Source organism: Ruegeria profundi (genome assembly GCF_001507545.1).
Taxonomy (GTDB): domain Bacteria; phylum Pseudomonadota; class Alphaproteobacteria; order Rhodobacterales; family Rhodobacteraceae; genus Ruegeria; species Ruegeria profundi.
Window position 1 is genome coordinate 1 of sequence record NZ_LQBP01000012.1, and the last position, 18,090, is coordinate 18,090.

Sequence of the window (18,090 nt, forward strand, 5' to 3'; positions counted from 1 at the left end):
CAATCGTCAGGCAGACGCGCCCATCTACAAAATCTCTGTGCCCCAATCAGTGCCCAGCGAACGCCACCAGCGCCAATACCGCGAGAGCGGTTTCGTCCTCGTCCCGGGAAACAGACATAGTGCGGAACTCGCTGAAAGACTGCATCGAGCCCACTCTGACCAATGCTGCGGTGTGGACGAACGGGTAGAATGCCGAGGTTGCGGACATCCTGCAACCTCTTCAATTCGGAACGCAGTCTCTACCCCAGATCAGAGTCCAAGCTGAACCGCGCCGCTGCTTTTGCTGAATACGCGGTCTGGGTGCGGAAAATGGGCAGCCATACTGTCCATACGTAGACGAGTTCGAATTGGTCTGACACCACATTTCAATCAGCCATCTCCTTCAGACCTTCGATCTGCAGGTCGAAACCCTCTTGAATGTGACTGGTGAATGTCTCAAGAGCCTCGGTTACATCACCGGTCGCAATTGCGTCAACGAGTGCAAGATGGTTTCCGAGGGACTTGGAGATATCCACATTTTCAATGGCTGAAAACAGATGGAACGCCATTGCTTTGCCCCAGATCATATCGAACATGTCGATAAGAAATTTGTTGCCCGCTTCGACCATGAACGCGCGGTGGATGCGGCGATTAGCGATGAAATAGTCGCGGGTTGTTGGTTGGACTAGATCTTCTTCGCGACGAATTAAATCGCGCAGTCGATCAAGGACTTCCGGTTCTGCGTGAACAGCAAGTATGCGAGCAGCTTGGCCTTCGATCGCAGCACGTGCCTGATACAATTGCCGAACTTCGGTCTGATCCATGCGAGCCAGTCGAAATCCGCCACTTGCGGCAACTTCCAACACGCCTTCGGTTTCCAACCGCATGAGCGCCTCGCGTACCGGTGTCCGGCTGATGTTCAACTCGGCCGCAAGTTTCTCCTGCACGAGCCGATCCTCGCCGGTGATCTCGCGACTCATGATGGCTTCGACCAACTGGTCATAGACCTCGTCCGCCAGGCGCCTACGTTGTGTTTTGATCTGCTTTAGAGCCACTCGAAGCCTCTCTTTCTGTTCTTTCTGAATTCTGTATTCAAAAATGCAGCGGGTGCCAAGGCGAATAGGGTTGCTATTGTCCGTGTACTGTATACAGTATACAGGCATGAATGAACAGGGAGTCCTTTATGTGTGGAATTGCTGGCAGGATACTGGCCGCGCCCGGTAAGGTTGGGGCGGACCTAGTTGACCTGATGGACGCGCAGGAACATCGAGGTGCCGACAGCACTGGGTTTGCTGTTTATGGCTTGCCGCGGGAAACCGGGTACGTATTGCGAGGCATGGGCTTTGACAAATCCCAACTAGATGCGGATCTGATCAAGTTTGAGGCCATACTGCGTGAGCACGGAAGCAGTTTTCTATCCGATCCTGCAATCGTCGCGGATGATAACCCTCATTACTGCTTTCGGATGGAGATTTCGGATCCAGCAAATTTGAAAGCGTGGGTCGCAGATGCTGATGAACTGACGGATCGAATTGAAATACAATCTTGTGGTCGCAGCCTTGAGATCATCAAGGATATCGGTGGTGCTGAGGCCGTGGCCGAAAAGCACGGTGTGCGCGATTTAATCGGAACGCACGGGCTGGGGCATGCACGGCTGGCTACAGAAAGCTCAGTTCTGCCCAACGCATCGCACCCGTTCTGGGCGCGTCCGTTTTCGGATGTCGCTATTGTTCACAACGGGCAGATCACCGACTACTTCACCTGGCGCGATAGGCTGACCAGGATGGGCTATCGGTTCCTGACCGAAAATGACAGTGAGTTGATTGCCGTGTGGGTCAGTGACCAGATGAAGGCGGGGTTGACGATGGAGCAGGCGCTCAAAAAATCTATCACCTCGATCGACGGCGTGTTCACCTACATGATTGCTACACAAAACGGTATCGGTTTTGCCAAAGACCGATTTGCCATGAAGCCTCTGGTCGTTGTCAATCGCAATGGTGATCTGGCCGCCGCGACCGAGGAACAAGCGGTCCGGCGCGTGATGACCGAAGAATGCGATGTAATCAACTATGACGGGCCATCATTAACGGGCATCTGGGGTGTTGGAAACCGGAGCTTGGCGGCATGAGTGAGGTGGCAGAAAGGATGGACGAGATCGTCATCGAAGTCGGCAAGCGACATATCCGCGAGGTGAACCGGGACATAATGGATGCGTGTGCCACTGGTCGGCCAATCCGTGTCGTAAACACGCTGTCGCGCCATAACCTTGGGGTGGGTCTTCCAGACAACGTGGATATAACATTCGAAGGGTCCGTCGGCTATTACTGCGGCGGTCTCAATACTGGTGCGAACATTTCAATCGAACGCAACTGTGGCTGGGCTGTTGGTGAGGGTATGGCCAAGGGGCATATAACCGTGGGTGGTTATGCTGGCATGTCCTGCGGGGCCGCCATGATCGGTGGCACGATCCACGTCAAAGGTGATGCCGGGCCAAGGGTCGGCGTTGCGATGAAGGGTGGAAACATCGTTGTCGAGGGCAAGATCGGATATCAGTCCGGTTTCATGGCCCATTCCGGGCGGATTATAGCGCTTGGTGGGGCAGGGGAATCCTGCGCTGACGCACTTTGGGAAGGTGAGGTCTGGGTTGCCGGAGAAGTTGACAGTCTGGGCGTGGATGTCGACGTGATCGAACCGACTGCCGAAGAAGTGGCCGAGGTAGATGCGATCCTCGAACCGCTTGGGTTGGTCGACAGTTCGCGAAATTGGCGCAAAATGGTTTCGGGCCAGCGTCTTTGGTATTTTGAAAGCAGGGACGCAAGCGCATGGCTCATGATCTGAGTAAACCTTACGAATATCCGTTCGACGTCGCATCGGAAGAGGAGATCAGGTTCCGGGATGCCGGTGCGGTTGATGGCCGCCCGGCCGGTGTTCCATCCTCTTATGATGAGGGAGGGTCTACCCGCTGGACGCCCGAAGCGATCTCGGAAGTTCACGCTTTGGCGCAGCTCGGGCGCTACCAGGTGCGCGGGTACAATACGTTCAATAAGCAATTGCCGACATTTGATGACCTGACATTCGTGCCCGCCACAATGACGCGTCTTCCACTGGAAGGGTACCGCGAGAGCTGCGACACGACGACCGTTCTTGGCGGTGGGCGCGGATTGGTTGAACGTCCGCTGGAACTGAAAATCCCGATTTATATCGCCTCGATGTCCTTTGGCGCCTTGTCAGCGTCGGCGAAGGCGTCGCTGGGCTATGGTGCTTCCAAGGTGGGCACCATGACCTGCACGGGTGAGGGTGGTATGTTAGAGGAAGAGCGCGAAGCTTCCCAACGCCTGCTCTATCAGATGTCACCTGCCCGGTATGGCGTGGATCTGGATCACTTGCGCCGCGCTGATGCGCTGGAACTTGTTGTAGGGCAGGGGGCGAAGCCGGGTACCGGAGGGCTACTGCTGGGCATGAAGGTCAGCCCGCGGGTCAGCAAAATGCGGACTTTACCAGAAGGCGTCGATCAGCGTTCGACGATCCGCCATCCCGATTTCCTCGGGGCCGACGACCTTGCGGTCAAGATTGAGGAATTGCGCATTGCCACCAATTATCAGGTGCCGATCTTTATCAAAATGGGTGCGACACGGCCCCGATTTGACGTGGCGGTTGCTGCCAAAGCCGGCGCGGATGTCGTGGTCGTTGATGGTGCTGAAGGCGGCACAGGAGCGTCTCCGGAACTGTTGTTGAACCATACCGGTATCCCAACGATGAGCGCCATTCGTGCAGCGCGCGAAGCATTGGATGAATGTGGCATGACCGGAAAGGTTTCCCTTGTGGCTGCCGGTGGCATTCGATCTGGTGTAGATGCTGCGAAATGCCTGGCACTTGGCGCCGACGCAGTCATGATCGGAAACGCGGCCATGGTTGCTCTGGGGTGCAACAGCCCGCGGTACTTGGAGGATTACGCGGCCTTGGGAACATCCCCCGGCGCCTGCCATCATTGCCACACAGGTCGTTGCCCGGTTGGCATTGCAACCCAGGATGAAGAGCTGGAATCACGGATGAACCCGCGTGCAGGGGCAGAGCGAATTGCGCGCTATTTGACGGCCATGACGATGGAGATTACGGCGCTGGCTAAGGCCTGTGGCAAGTCGTCTGTTCACAACCTGGAAACCGAAGACCTGCGTGCCCTTAGCTTTCAAGCGTCGGCCTTCACCGGCGTGAAAATGGCCGGAATTGACAGGGCCTTCGACTGGTGAGGATTGCAGTTCTTGAACTGACGAGCCACCCGCTGCCACTGCTGGACGGAATGCCGCGAACCGCGCAGCAGATTCAGGCGTGGATCGCGCCGCATCTGCCGGAGGCCGATTTTGATGTGGTCGGAGTCGTTGATGGAGAGCCGCTCCCCAACGACAATGATTTCGACGGTGTTATTGTCGGCGGATCAGAGTTTGGCGTTTATGACGTCACGCAATGGATGCAGCCGCTGCGTACGTTCCTTGAACGCTGTCGAGAGACTCGCAAAGCGGTGTTTGGAATTTGTTTCGGGCACCAAATAATGGCTGACGTCTATGGCGGGCGGGCCGAGAAGGCCGAGGTGGGCAAAGTCGTTGGCGCCCGACCCTTCAACTTTGGCGGTGACAACGTTGACGCTTTTGTCTGGCATCAGGATCAGGTGACACGGGTTCCCAGCTCGGCCCGGGTGGCGGGTTCAGCAAGCCACTGCCCCGTGGGCGCTTTGGATTACGACTTTCCCGCGCGCTCAGTTCAGTTTCATCCCGAATACAGGGTGGATCATTTGCGTGATTTGTTCACTAGGGGGCGAGGGGATTTGCTGTCGCCAGCTGAAGCGGATGCAGGGATGTCGTCGGTCAGCTCTGCAAAGGTCTCAGACGATCTTGCAGCGTTTCAGGCGGTGGAATTGTTTCGCGGCACCTACGTCCCGGAGTGACAAGCTTTCGATAAAAAGGGCTTTTGATCCTGATCAAGTTCGCCTGATTGCTTCCGTGTATACTGTATACGAAGTAAATCGAGAGGGCTCGGGATGACAGAGGACAAGGGCTTCATTGAGCGGATGGCGCGTATTTTCGGGGTTCCGCGTGAACGGCGTATTAGCGATCCAGAGTTATCGGATCTTGGCCTTTCCAAAGCAGATTTTATCATGCTTCGGTCTGGTGTGCCAAATGCACGGGAGCGCATTCTGTCCATGGCCCGTCAATTTGGTCTGACAGAAGACGATCTTGACGCACATCCCGAGCTTAGCCTTGAGTTGGCGGAAAAGTGTGGGCATTGCCGTCAGGCAAAGACCTGCCGCGACGCAATCAGATCAGGCGACCGCCTGCCGCAAGAGAAATGCCCGAACTCGGGGCTGTATGCGGCGCTTTCAGAAGTTTAACGCCCACTTGGGCTTTCTTTTGCACTCAGCTTTCTGCGACCGGTGATTTTGAAGCGATCAGCCGTTCCGAAGTCATTCATTCCAACCCCTGCAGCAAACTCGGCAAAGACCGGTGCGTGCTTGAACAGATGGCCTGAACAGCCGCCCGCAAACAACACGTTTTCGTGCTCGGGGTGCCAGTCGACAATGAAATGCGTGTCTGGTGTCAGGATGATCTGGTTGAATTTTGAATCCACAACTCTTTGACCTTCAAGGCCCGGAAGCCGGTGTCGGATGTAACTCCGAGTGCGGCCCAACGTTTCCTGACGGATCAGCCGTTCGTCGTTATCCAAATCGATTTTGTCCGGAATGACCACAGCCGCCTTTACGCCTGAACCTTCGGAAGAGGGTAGGCCAAACGAACCCTGGCCATGATCGATCCAACAGGGCATCCGGCTCATGTCGAAATCTTCAGATCCGTCGGGCGTCGAGGTGTACAGAACGTTTACACCAACCACCGTTGATATCGGCTTGATCGTTCTGGGAAACATGTCCGCCATCCAAGGGCCCGTTGAAACAACGATAAGGTCCGCCTCAAGCGGTTTTCCATCCAGCATCGGGCGCTCTGATCCATCGGTAGTTACGCGACCGCGCTGCACAATCCCGCCTGCACGCCGAAACAGCTCCAACGCGGTCAGGACGCAGCGATGTGCCATCAGCATTCCGGCTTCGGGCTCGAACAGGGCGTATTCGATGTCAGGCACGCGAAATTGAGGGAACCGACTTTCGATATCCTGCTGCCCGAACTTGTAGTAGGGCACGCCAACTCGATCGAAGGTCTCGGTTGTGGCGTTTTCCCAATCACAATGACCACCGGTCGCCAGAATCAGTGCACCGCACTCATACATCAGGTTCTGGCCGCTCTCGGCCTGCAATTCCAGCCAGCGCAGGCGGCTTTCGCGCGCCCACCTCGTATAAAATTCGTCCCGCCCGGAAATCGCGCGGATTACACGGTTGTAATCCGTTGAAGACGCACGGGAATGTCCCGGCTCCCAGCGGTCTATCAAAGTCACCGCCTCGCCGCGTCGTTGCAGTGTAAGCGCCGTCATTACGCCGACGATGCCGCCTCCGACAACGATGACCGAGCTCTTGGACATGGTGCAGATTTTCCTTGTTTATCGGTTGTCTTTGTGGATACTGTATACAGAATACAGCAATTATAAAGCCAAAAAACAGGGAGAGCGCACCAATGAGTTCGGGATTTGATTTGCCCAAGGGCACGCACACCGTCATTCTTGGTGTGGGTGACCTGAACGGCATCATGCGCGGGAAGCGCATTCCGGCCAGCCACTGGGACCACGTCTGCGAAAGCGGCAATGCGTTGTCGATTGCTTTGATGGCAATCGACATGACATGCGACGTCTGGGATACGCCTTACGTCAATTTCGACAACGGTTACCCCGATATGCACGTCTTCCCTATGACCCAGCCCGTTGCTGTGCCGTGGGAACCGGGAGTTGCTGTTTGTTTCGGGCGCGCAGAGGGTATGGACCACAAGCCGGTTCCCATCGATCCAAGGCAAGCATTGGTGCGTCAGGTTGAGCGGGCACGCGAGATGGGGTTCGAGGTCAATGTCGGCACTGAGCTTGAGTTCTATCTTCTGGATCCGGAAACCGGGAAGCCTCGTGACAGTGGAATTCAGGTTTACGGCCTTGGTCGCGCAGCGCGGATGGAGCACATTGTCGGGCCAATCCGTCAACAGATCAATGAATGCGGTATTCCCATTGAGCAATCGAACCCTGAGTACGCCGCGGGCCAGGTTGAGGTGAATATCCGGTACGGGGAAGCTCTGCAAGCTGCCGACCGAGTTGTCCTGTTTAAGTCTTTGATCCGCCAGTTGGGGATCGCCCATGGGTATCTGGCCACCTTTATGCCTAAGCCGTTCTTTGAACAGTCAGGCAATGGATTTCACACTCATTATTCACTGTGGAAAGACGGTAAGAATGTCTTTGCTGACAACGGCAAGATCAGTGGCGTAGGCAGATCATTCATCGCCGGGCTGCAACAGCGCATGTGCGAAACGGCAATTTGCGGCAGCGGTACGGTAAATGGCTATCGACGTCGCCAGCCCTATACGTTCTGCCCGATCAATACGAGTTGGGGCCACGACAACCGTACGGTTGGTATTCGGGTGATAGAAGGGTCTGACAGCGCGGTGCGCGTCGAAAAGCGTGATGCAGGTGCGGACGCGAACCCCTACCTTCTTCTGGCTGCTGAAATTGCGGCGGGGCTGGACGGGATCGAGCAAGGAATGACGCCCACAGAGCCGACAACCGGCAATGGTTACGAGGAAGGGATCGGCGATCCCATTCCTACCGATTTGCCAACTGCTATCGAACTGGCGAGGGGATCGGATTGGCTGCGTGATGTAATGGGCGAAATGCAGTGGGAGCTGGTTTTGCAACAGGCCGAGCGCGAGCTGGAGTTCTTCAATCAACAGGTCACACCGATTGAGTTGGACCGATACCTGAGGACTTTCTGATGCATTTGGGCAAGGTTGCCGGAACCGTCACCGCTACAGCCAAAGACGCAAAACTGGTTGGTACGAAACTGCTGGTGACGGATTTGGTGGACAGCAAAGGCAAAGTGGTCGATCCGGCGCGGGTTGCTGTCGACACTTGCGGCGCCGGAGTTGGTGACATGGTTCTTGTTGTCAACGGCTCGGCGGCGCGCATGGCGGCCGGTTTGTCCACCGCACCGGTCGATTTGGCAATCATTGCGGTGGTGGATCGCGTGACTACGACCTGAACCAAACACAGCACACATCAACATTTCTTTGGAGGAACAGAAAATGGCGAAACCAGTTGCAGGGCAAATGGCCCTGGGGATGATCGAAACTCGCGGACTTGTCGGCGCGATCGAAGCGGCGGATGCGATGGTCAAAGCGGCCAGCGTTTCGATCGTCGGTCAGACCAAGGCTGGCGGAGGTCTGGTCACGACCCTCGTACGGGGTGAGGTTGGCGCGGTCAAAGCGGCAACCGATGCGGGTGCCACGGCTGCTAACAAAGTCGGAGAAGTCGTTTCCGTACATGTGATTGCGCGCCCGCATGATGAGCTTGAAGCCATCATCGACGGGCTTGGTGCTGGCACTGCGGCCTAATCCGCCTGCTACTAGGAGACGCTATGTCAGCCGGATTCGAGGAATTCACACGTGCAGCGACACGCGGCGCGACGCGGGGTGCGCCTGAACTGCCCAAGCTCGACCAGATTGCGGTGCTGGGTGGCGGTGCAGATGCGCGGCTATTGGCAGCTTTGTGTCTTGCGGAAGGGGCTGAGGTCACCTTGTTTTCCGCCTATGGCGCTGAACTGTCGCTGCTGGCGCAATCCTCTGGTATCTCGCTTCGGGGTGAGGGGCCGGTCGGAACCTATCAGGTTGACCGGGACGGGCCATCGGTGCGCACGACCGCTGAACTGGATGCGGCAGTGAGCGGAGCGCAGGTGATTTTTCTGACCGGTCCGATTCATAAACAGCGCACCTACGCCATGGTTCTTGCGGATCATCTGAGCGACGGGCAGGTTTTAGTTCTTGCGCCGGGCCGATCGCTGGGCGCTGTTGAAACGGCTTGGCTCTTGCGGATCGGAGGCTGTGTGGCGGACGTCACGCTGGTTGAGGTTCAGGGTCTACCGTATTGGTTCCGGTCCGAAGGCGCTGGGCTGACACTTTCGCAGGCGGCTCCGATGGCTGCGGCAACTTTGCCACGCGGACGTGACGAGGTTTTGCAAGCCTTGTCCACGTACCTTCCCAACTTACAAAAAGTCGACTCCGTCTTGGCATCTGGCTTCAACGATCTTTCAGCCGCTGTTGAAATACCGGCTTTGATCCTCGGTGGGACTGCAATGGGCACAGGTGGTCCAAATGTTCCCATGGGTGGCGTTCCGTTAGAGGACAACCAGACTTTTGCATCGCTGATTGGGCCCGACCAGAAAGAGGTAATCCGGGGGCTTGCAGACGAGCGGCGGCGCATTGCGGCGGCCTTCGGTGTTCGCAAACTACCTGAAACTGAGCATTGGGTATCCGTGTTCGCCGGTTCTGAACGGGGTTCAGGTGCCCGTCCAATCCCAGATCAGCAATGGTCTCGTTCCATGATGCGTGACGGGGTGTTGGGTTCACTTGTTCCACTTGTGTCTGCCGGTGAGCTTGCGGGTATTCCAAGCCCGCTGACAAGCAGTCTGATTACCATGTCTGACCGCATTCTAGGCGCTGACATAGCTGCTGCCGGGCGGCGCCTTGAAACTATTGGTATTACAGCGGGCGACGTCGACCAGGCACGCCGTATCTTTGACACCATCGTCACCGGAGCTTCGTGATGGACGCAGATCTGAAATCGATTGCCTCTGCGAGGCGCGCTGCTGACAGCGCGTTTGAGGCCTATCGTGCTTTTCTGGGCACTGACCCGGTGCAGGTGGACGCAATCGTTGACGCAATGGCGCGCGCTATCGAGCCGGAAGCCGAACGGCTGGGGCAAATGGCGGTCGAGGAAACCGGCTATGGAAATGTTCCGGACAAACGGGTCAAGAACCTGTTCAATGCTCTTTCTGTCGCGGACTACCTCAGAGACGTGACAACGCTGGGGATGCTCTGGCGGGATGATGCGACGAAGATCGCCGCCTTTGGAGAGCCTATGGGTGTGGTCGCAGCCCTTATCCCTGTGACGAACCCAACGTCGACAATCATCTACAAGGTGCTCTCGGCGGTAAAGGCAGGCAATGCAATCGTTTGCGCGCCACATCCGCGCGGCGTTGAGTGCGGGATCGAAACCGTGCGCATCATGGCGCGTGCCGCCGAGCAGATGGGGGCTCCAAAAGATCTTATTCAATGCCTGGATTCAGTGACAATTCAGGGCACCGCTGAGTTGATGAAACATCGCCGTACGTCGGTTGTGATGGCCACTGGCGGCCCGGCAATGGTTAAAGCCGCATATTCCAGTGGCAAACCGACGCTCGCAGTCGGTGCCGGTAACGTGCCTTGCTATGTGCACAAGTCGAAAGCACGCGATCTGGCCGAAGTGGCCGAGATGATCGTGACATCGAAAAGTTTCGACTATGGAACGGCCTGTGTCAGCGAACAGGCTGTCGTGGCCGACCCGGAAATCGCACGTGATCTGCGCCACGAACTTAAACTGAAAGGTGCCTATTTCTGCACTCCGGCCGAGGCGGACCGTCTTGCCAAGGTGATCTTTAAAGGCGTGCGGGTAATGGATCCCGACAAGGTTGGGCAAAGCCCACAAGCGCTTGCAGATGCGGCGGGATTTGCGATTCCGCCGCGCACCCGGTGCCTTGTGTCGGAAGAGAGTGAAGTTGGTTGGCAACGCCCGCTATCTGCTGAAAAACTAAACCCCGTTTTGGCGTTCTATGAAGCGAAATCCACAGATCATGGAATTAAACTGGCGCAATCCATCGCCAAATTTGAAGGTTGGGGTCATTCCTCTGTTATCCATTCGGATGACCCCGAGGTCGTCGCCCGTTTCGCCTCAGTGCCCACTGGGCGAGTACTGGTGAATACGCCGGGCATTATGGGTGGAATGGGCTATTCCACCGATCTTGAGCCATCTTTCATGCTGGGCACAGGCACGTGGTCGGGGTCGATTACTTCTGACAACGTCACGGCGCTACACCTCATCAACATCAAACGGGTCGCCTATGAAAGTAGACCTTGGCGCGACATTTACGAGGAGTATGGCGCATGAGCGAGATCACGATCCGGGCGCTGATGCAGATCGACAACCTGCAACCCAAATTCGCCGCTTATAACGGGGCGACGGTTCAGGGTTCGGTGCCTTTGTCCGGCGATACAGTTCTGATCGGAGAGTTCGCGCCTGGCAACGGGGTGTTTTCGCTTATCGACCGGGCGCTCAAGGCGTCCTCGGTCGAGGCTACGACACAGATGGTAGAGCGTGAGTTCGGGTTTTTCATCCTGCGGTCTCCGTCGAATGCCGAGGTGTCCGCCGCGCGGGATGCGATGTTGTCCGAACTCGGGGCCACGATGTCTGACCGCCTAAAGCCAGCGATAAGCTCCACTCAAATCATAACGAGTGTAGAGCCCTATCAGGCGCAGCTGTTGAACAAATGGCGGAAGGGTGCGCTGATCGTTCCGGGTCAGACTTTGGGGATCGTGGAATGTGCACCGGCCGCATATATCTCAATCGCCGCGAATGAGGCTGAGAAGGCAGCAGAAATCGACATCGTCGAAGTGCGTGCTGTGGGGCGGTTTGGAAGGCTGTTTATCTCCGGGTCGGAAAACTCGGTCAAAACCGCCGTCGAGGCCGCGACAAGCGCCGTCGAGGCGGTGGATGGACAGGCCGGTTGATGGCAGATCCGCGTGTCATAGGTACAGAAGCGGTCGAAGATGCCCGCCGTCGTGGTCGGATCGTATTCGAGCTGTTACCCGGTGATATCGTGACAGCCTTGGCCCGCGAAACCGCTGAACGTCTCGGTGTTACATTGGTCGATGGCCCGCTGGAGAGGCAGCAACCACAGCGCACGGATGCGGCGATTTCAATGCAGCGGGTGTTATATCGCCGCTCGCCCAAATGGGTTGCTCCGGTTCGCACTAAGCGTAAGGCGCGCAGGCTGGGCAAGCTTGCCCTGATCGGAGCAGGGGGGGTCGGTGGTAATATAGCGCATCTGGCGGCCATGCAGGATATCGCGGATGAGATTGCTCTGATCGACATCGTACCTGGTATGGCCGCCGCAACCGCCTTGGACCTTAATCACACCACAGGCATTACCGGAGCACGTGCGCGGTGCATAGGGGGTGAGTCGCTAGATCTTGTGACTGGGGCCGAGGTGGTTGTCGTAACTGCGGGCCTTGCTCGCCGCCCTGGTATGAGCCGAGCAGATTTGATCGACGTGAATGCGCGCGTAATCCGTCAGGCCGCCGAGGCGATCCGGTCGGCCGCTCCAAATGCTATCGTCATTGTTGTCACTAATCCGCTTGATGAAATGACCTTTGAAATGCTGCGTGCAACTGCGTTCCCCCGCGAACGCGTCCTTGGGATGGCTGGCACGTTGGACAGCAGCCGTTTTCGAAATGCCCTTGCCGTGGCCGCTGGAGTTTGTCCCGCTGATGTTGAAGCCTTTACTCTTGGAAGTCATGGAGACGAAATGGCGCCAATATCCAGCCGGGCCAAAATAAAAGGCCGGGCTTTGGATGTGTTTCTGTCTTCTGATCAGATCGACGCCTGTGTTCAAGACGCAGTCACGGGCGGGGGGCAGGTCGTTTCCCTCAAGAAGTCAGGTTCCGCAACCATCGCTCCAGCGCATGCGTCGATTGAATTGATTGACCATATCCGGGGTGCACGTACCGGCCCTGTTCCGGTGTCCGTCATGTTGCAGGGTGAGTATGGAATTGACGGCGTGGTACTTGGCGTTGCCGCCCATCTCGGGTCCACCGGGTTGATTGAGGTTGAGGAGTTGCGTCTGACTGATCAAGAACAAGCGGCTTTGCATGAGGCGGCTGATGCTATCCGGTCGAGGTTGGGTCTTTGACCCGCCGCATATGGAAATCAGGCGGACGGTTTGAGGAGGTCGCGTCTTATTCCCGCGCAAAACGCATCGGTCCCTTCGTTTGGGTCGCCGGGACCACAGCTATCGAGCCCAGCGGGCGCATTCACGCGCCAGGAGATGTTGAAGCCCAAACAAGCTATGTCCTTTCCCGTATAGAAGAGGCTTTAAAAGCTGTCGGAGCCGAGATGCGCCATGTTGGACGCGTCCGGGCATATCTGACAGACATGTCCAGTGCAGGAAAGTTCGCCCACGTTCATGGAACTGTCTTCCGTGACATCGATCCGGTCCTGACAGCTGTTCAAGCGGGCCTGACGCAGCCCGGTTTGATGGTAGAAATCGATGTCGACGCGGTTATTCACGACGAAAACGGCGAAATCAGTGGAATCTGAACATGAGTTGCAAAGAAAGGATTTGATCGGACAAGCGTCTTGTGTACTGTATACAGAATACAAGAAAGGCATAATAAGACACAGGGAGCTAATGTGATGATGAAGACAGCGCTACTCAGCGGGACATGCATCGCGCTCATGGCCTCGGCGGCCGGGGCGGAAATTAAGGTTGGATTTATCGGGTCGCTTTCCTCGGATACCGGCCTATCGACCCTGCGGGGGGCCGAGGTTGCGATCGAGGAGTTGAACGCCAATGGCGGCGTGATGGGCCAGCAGATAACTTTGGTTTCAGCCGATACCGGACAGGACCCAACCGAAGGGGTGCGCGCATACGAATACCTCGCCGAGACCGAAGAGGTCGATTTCATCATCTCAGGCTCGATTGACGATGTGTCCCTAGGTTGGCTGCCAAGGATGCAGGAATATAGAATTCCGACGCTGGACACATGGACATCCTATATTGGCATAATCGACATGGTGGTCGAAGACCCCGAAAGTATGGCGCCCTATTTCATGAATATTGCCTCAGATGAGGCGCTGGCAACGCTTTACATAAACTTCGGCGCGGATGTTCTTAAGGAAAAGATGGGCTGGGACTCGGTCGTCATTCTGGCCGAGGACACGGCTTTTGGTGAGGCGATCACCGGTCTGGTTACTGAAGCGCTTGCGCCGGTTGCCGGGATCGAGGTCAAGGACATCATCACCTATGACGTTGCGACTGTTGATTTCGCACCAATTTTCAGCCGGGCACAAGACACCGGGGCGGACTTCATCTATCAGGTCTCTTCTGTGAATTCGCAGGTTGTCTCATCGCAATATGTCAAACTGCAAGTGCCAATGGCGATGACGGGCGTAAACGTATCCGCATTGGGTATGGAGTATTGGGAAGACACTGGCGGAGCCGGTGGCGGCATCTCGACCCTGTCACCTATACCGTCTGTGGGGTTCAAGCTGGACCCGGCCAGTCAGGCTTTTGTGGACACCTATCAAGCCAAATATGACAGCCGCCCATTGCTGCCGCATTTCAACGGCTTCAACGCCTATCACGGTCTGAAACAGGCCATGGCTGCGGCAGAAGAGGCTGGAGGCTTCGACAATGTCGAAGGCTGGGCCGATGCGATGAAGAAACAGGATCTGGTTTTGGAGATGGATGGTCAGCTTTGGCTGCGCTATGCCTTCTGGGGCGATGATGAGGTCGAGCCCGTGACGGGCCGCACCTATCCGCACAATATCCGCTTTGATCTGTCCGAGCCGTTTGACGATGCAGCTCCGTCAATGGTCGTGGTTCAGTGGTACGAGGATGGCACTGCGGCTGTTGTGTATCCCGAAAAATACGCGACGGGTGAGTTCACGCTGCCCAGCTGGGTAAAACAGTAGACCGCTCGCCCAGATAGCCCGAACCGGGCGCGCGCAGGTGCGCGCCCGCAGCCAGGAATCCCGACATGTTACAGATATTGATTCAGGGGCTTTTGCTCAGCGGCCTCTACGCGCTTATCGCTATGGGTTTTACGCTGATCTTCAGCATCGGGCGCGTTCTGAATCTCGCTTATGGCGCATATTTGATGGTCGGCGGTTACATGTACTTCTGGGTTTCTCAGACGCTTGGGATGCCAAAGCTCTTGGGTGTCGCCGTGGCGGCCGTGCTTGGTGTGCTGATGGGTTTCTTGAAATATCGCCTGATCGTCAAAACGCTCAAAGGCGATCATGTGGCGGTCGAGATTTCGACGCTGATCCTCGCGGTTGTTATTCAGGCAGGGATCGTTCTGGTATTCGGAGACAGCAGCAAAATACTTTTGCCGATTGTCCCGGGCGTGATCAACGTGGCCGGGGCATCAGTTACTTATAACATCCTGATCGCGACCCTTATCAGCTGGGCAATCCTATTGGGGCTGTTTGCCTTTGTACGGCTCACACATACCGGACGGGCGATGCAGGCCGTGTCGATGGATGCTAAGGGCGCGGCGATTTCGGGAATTGATCCTGATCGCATCAACCTGATTACGTGGGGTATCTCTGGCGCTTTGGGAGCGATCGGCGGCGTCTTCTTTGCCAGTTATACGCAATTATCGCCATCTATGTGGGTAGCACCACTTATCATTTCAGTGGCCGTGGTAATCGTGGGTGGCATCGGCTCGATCCTTGGAACGCTGGTGGTGGCCCACATTATCGGGTTCCTTGAAGTCATTGTCGTGGCAACACTTGCACCAGAATTGCGCGGTGTCTTCACTATGTTGTTGATCATCGGCGTGTTGGTGACGCGCCCGCAGGGTCTGTTTGGCCGCGAGGAGTTGTGACGATGGGGCTGCGCTGGTTTCACTTTGCACTCTGGGGCGGTTTGATCGTCGGAATGCTCCTGTTGCCGCAGGTTGTTTCGAACGGAACACTGCGAACGATGATCTTTGCGAACTATCTGGCGATCTTTGCCATCAGTTGGGATGTGCTATCGGGTCGAACAGGGTATGTAAGCTTCGGCCATCCGTTCCTGATCGGTATCGGAGCTTACACCACTGCAATCCTGACCAAGCGGTTCGATGTTCCGGTCGAAATCTCGATACCCGTGGCAGTTCTGTTTACAATGATCGCGGGCCTTTTGGTTTTGTTGCCAGCCTTGCGTATTCGAGGCAGTTATTTCGCTTTGGTCACGCTAGCTTTCATGGAGCTGCTGTATCAGCTCGTTCAAGTTATTCGTCCGGATCTGACCGGTGGAACGCGGGGCATGTCTGGAATTCAAACGCTTACACGCGGTGCAGCGAACGGGTATTACCTGTCCACTACGTTGATGCTGACGATTGCTGTCAGTATGTGGTTGCTGATGAAAACGCGGCTTGGCACTGCGTTGTCCGCTATTGGCATGAATGAGGAAAGTGTTCGGGGTTCGGGCCTGAGCACTACACGTCTGAAAGCATTTGCCTTTCTGACAAGCGCAATGATCGCCGGGCTAGGCGGAGCATTCTACGTCCACTACTTGGGATCACTCGCGCCGCGTGCTCTGTTTGATATCAATTTCTTGTTCACGATCATTGTCGCTGCGCTTTTGGGTGGAACATCAACCATTATTGGCCCAATGATTGGCGCTTTCTTCATGACCTTCCTGCTAGAGTACTTAAGACCCGTTCTTCCCGGTGCAGAGCGTTACTTTGTATACGGTGCCATTGCGCTGCTCCTTTACATGTATCAGCCGAAAGGTCTTGTGGAACTTGTCCGACGTGGCTTCAAAAGTTTGAACAAGGGGCGAACGGCATGAGCACAGCCTTACAGGTCTCAAATCTGGTAAAGCGTTTTGGCGGGTTGGTCGCGACAAATAATCTGTCGTTTTCACTGAAAGAGGGCGAGTCCTTGGGGTTGATCGGCCCCAACGGAGCGGGCAAGACCACCGTATTCAGCCAGATCATGGGTGAGCTACGCCAAAACAGTGGCACAATTGAACTGTTTGGAGACGAAATCTCAACGTTGTCAACGCCTCAGCGTATTCGGGCCGGTGTCAGCAGAACTTATCAGATTCCGCGCCCGTTTGGTGAGATGAGTGTTGCTGAGAATATTCGTGTAGGTCTGATGCCGGACAACATCTGGCAAATGATCGTGTCACCCCCTGATACCAGACGTGAAAGAGAACTTGCGCTCAGTGTCGGTTTCCTAAAGGCGGACCTTGGCCGTATGCCAACTGAATTGGCGATGGGCGATCTGCGCAAGCTTGAGATGGCGCGAACCATGGCGACGGCGCCCAAGGTGATGTTGTTGGATGAGGTGTTTGCAGGCCTTACAACCGGTGAGATCGCTCAGATTTCCGATCTCATTCAGTCCATGCGCAAAGATGGGATGACCTTTCTGATTGTCAGCCATGATTTGCCTGCGCTTGAACCTTTGATTGATCGTGCGATCGCCATTGAAAGAGGCACCATGATCGCAGAGGGCACGTTCAGTGAGGTCATGAACGACAAGGCGGTTCAAGCCTCATATTTGGGGGGCGTGTGATGTCATATCTGGAGATCGAAAACCTTTCTGCTTTCTATGGCAAGGCCCAAGCGCTGACTGATATTTCTATAACTGTACAACCCGGCGAGATCGTAGCTGTTGTTGGTCCGAATGGTGCTGGAAAGTCCACGTTGCTGGATAGCATTATGGGTTTGGTCAAAATCGACGGTGACATTCGGCTTCGAGGCCACAGTCTTGTCGGTCGAACACCTTCGGAAATTGTGCGGCACGGAGTGGGTTATGCGCCGGAGCGTTTCAACCTGTTTCCCTACATGTCGGTGCGTGACAACCTGATGGTCGGTGCCTTCACGGCTCGTGATGATATCCAGAGCAATCTGAGCATGGTGCACAGCCTCTTCCCGCGTCTTGAAGAGAGGGAAGGGCAGGAAACCTCGACCCAATCAGGTGGGGAACGACAAATGGTTTCGTTCGGTCGCGCCCTAATGACGAGTCCCGAGCTGTTATTGGTCGACGAGCCCACAATTGGATTGGCCCCAAAAATCTGCCACGAAATCGCCGAGGTCCTGCGAAAGCTCAACAAGGAATACGGTCTGACCGTGGTAATCACAGAACAAAACGCCAATTTTGCTCTTTCTCTTGCAAGCCGTATTTATGTGCTCGAGTCAGGCCGTATGCAGACTTCGGGCACAGCAGATGAACTGCGAAATGACAAGAGATTGCTTGAAGCTTATTTTGGCGGACATTGAGACCCTTTTGGGACAAGGGAGCACATTCTTTTTGTTCCATTGATGGAGGGTCAACACTAAGTCCTCTGCGTGCTCTTGTTGGAAGAAATCAGACTGCGCCGATGACGTCAGGCAC

Annotated in this window: 20 protein-coding genes; 18 read left to right on the plus strand and 2 right to left on the minus strand. The window is 55.9% G+C overall.

Annotated features, from left to right (window positions below):
* Positions 1–365: 365 nt before the first annotated feature.
* Positions 366–1,142 (minus strand): GntR family transcriptional regulator, encoded by a 777-nt coding sequence (locus AVO44_RS18195; protein WP_082677549.1) that lies wholly within the window; start codon positions 1,140–1,142, stop codon positions 366–368.
* A 20-nt stretch (positions 1,143–1,162) separates the two neighbouring features.
* Here AVO44_RS18195 and AVO44_RS18200 point away from each other — a divergent pair, with 20 nt between their 5' ends.
* From AVO44_RS18200 to AVO44_RS18220, 5 genes are all read left to right on the plus strand, one after another.
* Positions 1,163–2,107, plus strand: a complete 945-nt coding sequence (locus tag AVO44_RS18200) for a class II glutamine amidotransferase domain-containing protein (RefSeq protein ID WP_068340233.1) — start codon at positions 1,163–1,165, stop codon at positions 2,105–2,107.
* On the plus strand, positions 2,104–2,817 hold the full coding sequence (locus tag AVO44_RS20790) for a GltB/FmdC/FwdC-like GXGXG domain-containing protein (protein ID WP_082677567.1): 714 nt from the start codon (positions 2,104–2,106) through the stop codon (positions 2,815–2,817). Before AVO44_RS18200 ends, AVO44_RS20790 begins: the two co-directional genes overlap by 4 nt.
* On the plus strand, positions 2,802–4,226 hold the full coding sequence (locus tag AVO44_RS18210; protein ID WP_082677551.1) for an FMN-binding glutamate synthase family protein: 1,425 nt from the start codon (positions 2,802–2,804) through the stop codon (positions 4,224–4,226). Before AVO44_RS20790 ends, AVO44_RS18210 begins: the two co-directional genes overlap by 16 nt.
* Complete coding sequence (locus AVO44_RS18215; protein ID WP_068340240.1) at positions 4,223–4,918, plus strand: type 1 glutamine amidotransferase; 696 nt, start codon at positions 4,223–4,225, stop codon at positions 4,916–4,918. The genes AVO44_RS18210 and AVO44_RS18215 overlap by 4 nt, the downstream gene beginning before the upstream one ends.
* A gap of 93 nt (positions 4,919–5,011) precedes the next feature.
* The gene (locus AVO44_RS18220; RefSeq protein WP_068340243.1) at positions 5,012–5,362 is read left to right on the plus strand and encodes a hypothetical protein; all 351 of its coding nucleotides are present in this window, start codon (positions 5,012–5,014) and stop codon (positions 5,360–5,362) included.
* Here the strand turns inward: AVO44_RS18220 and AVO44_RS18225 are convergent.
* Positions 5,359–6,498 carry an FAD-dependent oxidoreductase gene (locus AVO44_RS18225; RefSeq protein WP_068340246.1) on the minus strand — a complete coding sequence of 380 codons (1,140 nt, stop codon included), beginning with the start codon at positions 6,496–6,498 and terminating at the stop codon, positions 5,359–5,361. The two genes, AVO44_RS18220 and AVO44_RS18225, sit on opposite strands and share 4 nt — an antisense overlap.
* Before the next feature lie 92 nt (positions 6,499–6,590).
* On the opposite strand from AVO44_RS18225, the gene AVO44_RS18230 reads away from it, so the two are divergent.
* From AVO44_RS18230 to AVO44_RS18290, 13 genes are all read left to right on the plus strand, one after another.
* Complete coding sequence (locus tag AVO44_RS18230; protein WP_068340249.1) at positions 6,591–7,883, plus strand: glutamine synthetase family protein; 1,293 nt, start codon at positions 6,591–6,593, stop codon at positions 7,881–7,883.
* Complete coding sequence (locus AVO44_RS18235; RefSeq protein ID WP_068340252.1) at positions 7,883–8,149, plus strand: EutN/CcmL family microcompartment protein; 267 nt, start codon at positions 7,883–7,885, stop codon at positions 8,147–8,149. The genes AVO44_RS18230 and AVO44_RS18235 overlap by 1 nt, the downstream gene beginning before the upstream one ends.
* A 43-nt stretch (positions 8,150–8,192) precedes the next feature.
* Complete coding sequence (locus tag AVO44_RS18240) at positions 8,193–8,501, plus strand: BMC domain-containing protein (protein ID WP_068340255.1); 309 nt, start codon at positions 8,193–8,195, stop codon at positions 8,499–8,501.
* Between the two features lie 23 nt (positions 8,502–8,524).
* On the plus strand, positions 8,525–9,709 hold the full coding sequence (locus AVO44_RS18245; RefSeq protein ID WP_068340258.1) for a hypothetical protein: 1,185 nt from the start codon (positions 8,525–8,527) through the stop codon (positions 9,707–9,709).
* Positions 9,709–11,088: an aldehyde dehydrogenase family protein gene (locus tag AVO44_RS18250; RefSeq protein ID WP_068340260.1), complete on the plus strand. Its 1,380-nt coding sequence runs from the start codon at positions 9,709–9,711 to the stop codon at positions 11,086–11,088. Before AVO44_RS18245 ends, AVO44_RS18250 begins: the two co-directional genes overlap by 1 nt.
* The gene (locus AVO44_RS18255) at positions 11,085–11,708 is read left to right on the plus strand and encodes a BMC domain-containing protein (RefSeq protein WP_068340262.1); all 624 of its coding nucleotides are present in this window, start codon (positions 11,085–11,087) and stop codon (positions 11,706–11,708) included. The genes AVO44_RS18250 and AVO44_RS18255 overlap by 4 nt, the downstream gene beginning before the upstream one ends.
* On the plus strand, positions 11,708–12,889 hold the full coding sequence (locus AVO44_RS18260; protein ID WP_068340265.1) for a malate dehydrogenase: 1,182 nt from the start codon (positions 11,708–11,710) through the stop codon (positions 12,887–12,889). The genes AVO44_RS18255 and AVO44_RS18260 overlap by 1 nt, the downstream gene beginning before the upstream one ends.
* On the plus strand, positions 12,886–13,296 hold the full coding sequence (locus tag AVO44_RS18265) for a Rid family hydrolase (protein ID WP_068340268.1): 411 nt from the start codon (positions 12,886–12,888) through the stop codon (positions 13,294–13,296). The genes AVO44_RS18260 and AVO44_RS18265 overlap by 4 nt, the downstream gene beginning before the upstream one ends.
* Positions 13,297–13,392: 96 nt before the next feature.
* The gene (locus AVO44_RS18270; protein WP_082677552.1) at positions 13,393–14,673 is read left to right on the plus strand and encodes an ABC transporter substrate-binding protein; all 1,281 of its coding nucleotides are present in this window, start codon (positions 13,393–13,395) and stop codon (positions 14,671–14,673) included.
* A gap of 65 nt (positions 14,674–14,738) precedes the next feature.
* On the plus strand, positions 14,739–15,590 hold the full coding sequence (locus tag AVO44_RS18275; protein WP_068340275.1) for a branched-chain amino acid ABC transporter permease: 852 nt from the start codon (positions 14,739–14,741) through the stop codon (positions 15,588–15,590).
* Positions 15,591–15,592: 2 nt separating this feature from the next.
* Positions 15,593–16,540, plus strand: a complete 948-nt coding sequence (locus AVO44_RS18280) for a branched-chain amino acid ABC transporter permease (RefSeq protein WP_068340278.1) — start codon at positions 15,593–15,595, stop codon at positions 16,538–16,540.
* Entirely contained in the window at positions 16,537–17,268 is a 732-nt protein-coding gene (locus AVO44_RS18285; RefSeq protein ID WP_068340280.1) for an ABC transporter ATP-binding protein, read from the plus strand. Before AVO44_RS18280 ends, AVO44_RS18285 begins: the two co-directional genes overlap by 4 nt.
* Complete coding sequence (locus tag AVO44_RS18290) at positions 17,268–17,975, plus strand: ABC transporter ATP-binding protein (RefSeq protein ID WP_068340283.1); 708 nt, start codon at positions 17,268–17,270, stop codon at positions 17,973–17,975. The genes AVO44_RS18285 and AVO44_RS18290 overlap by 1 nt, the downstream gene beginning before the upstream one ends.
* Positions 17,976–18,090: the final 115 nt, after the last annotated feature.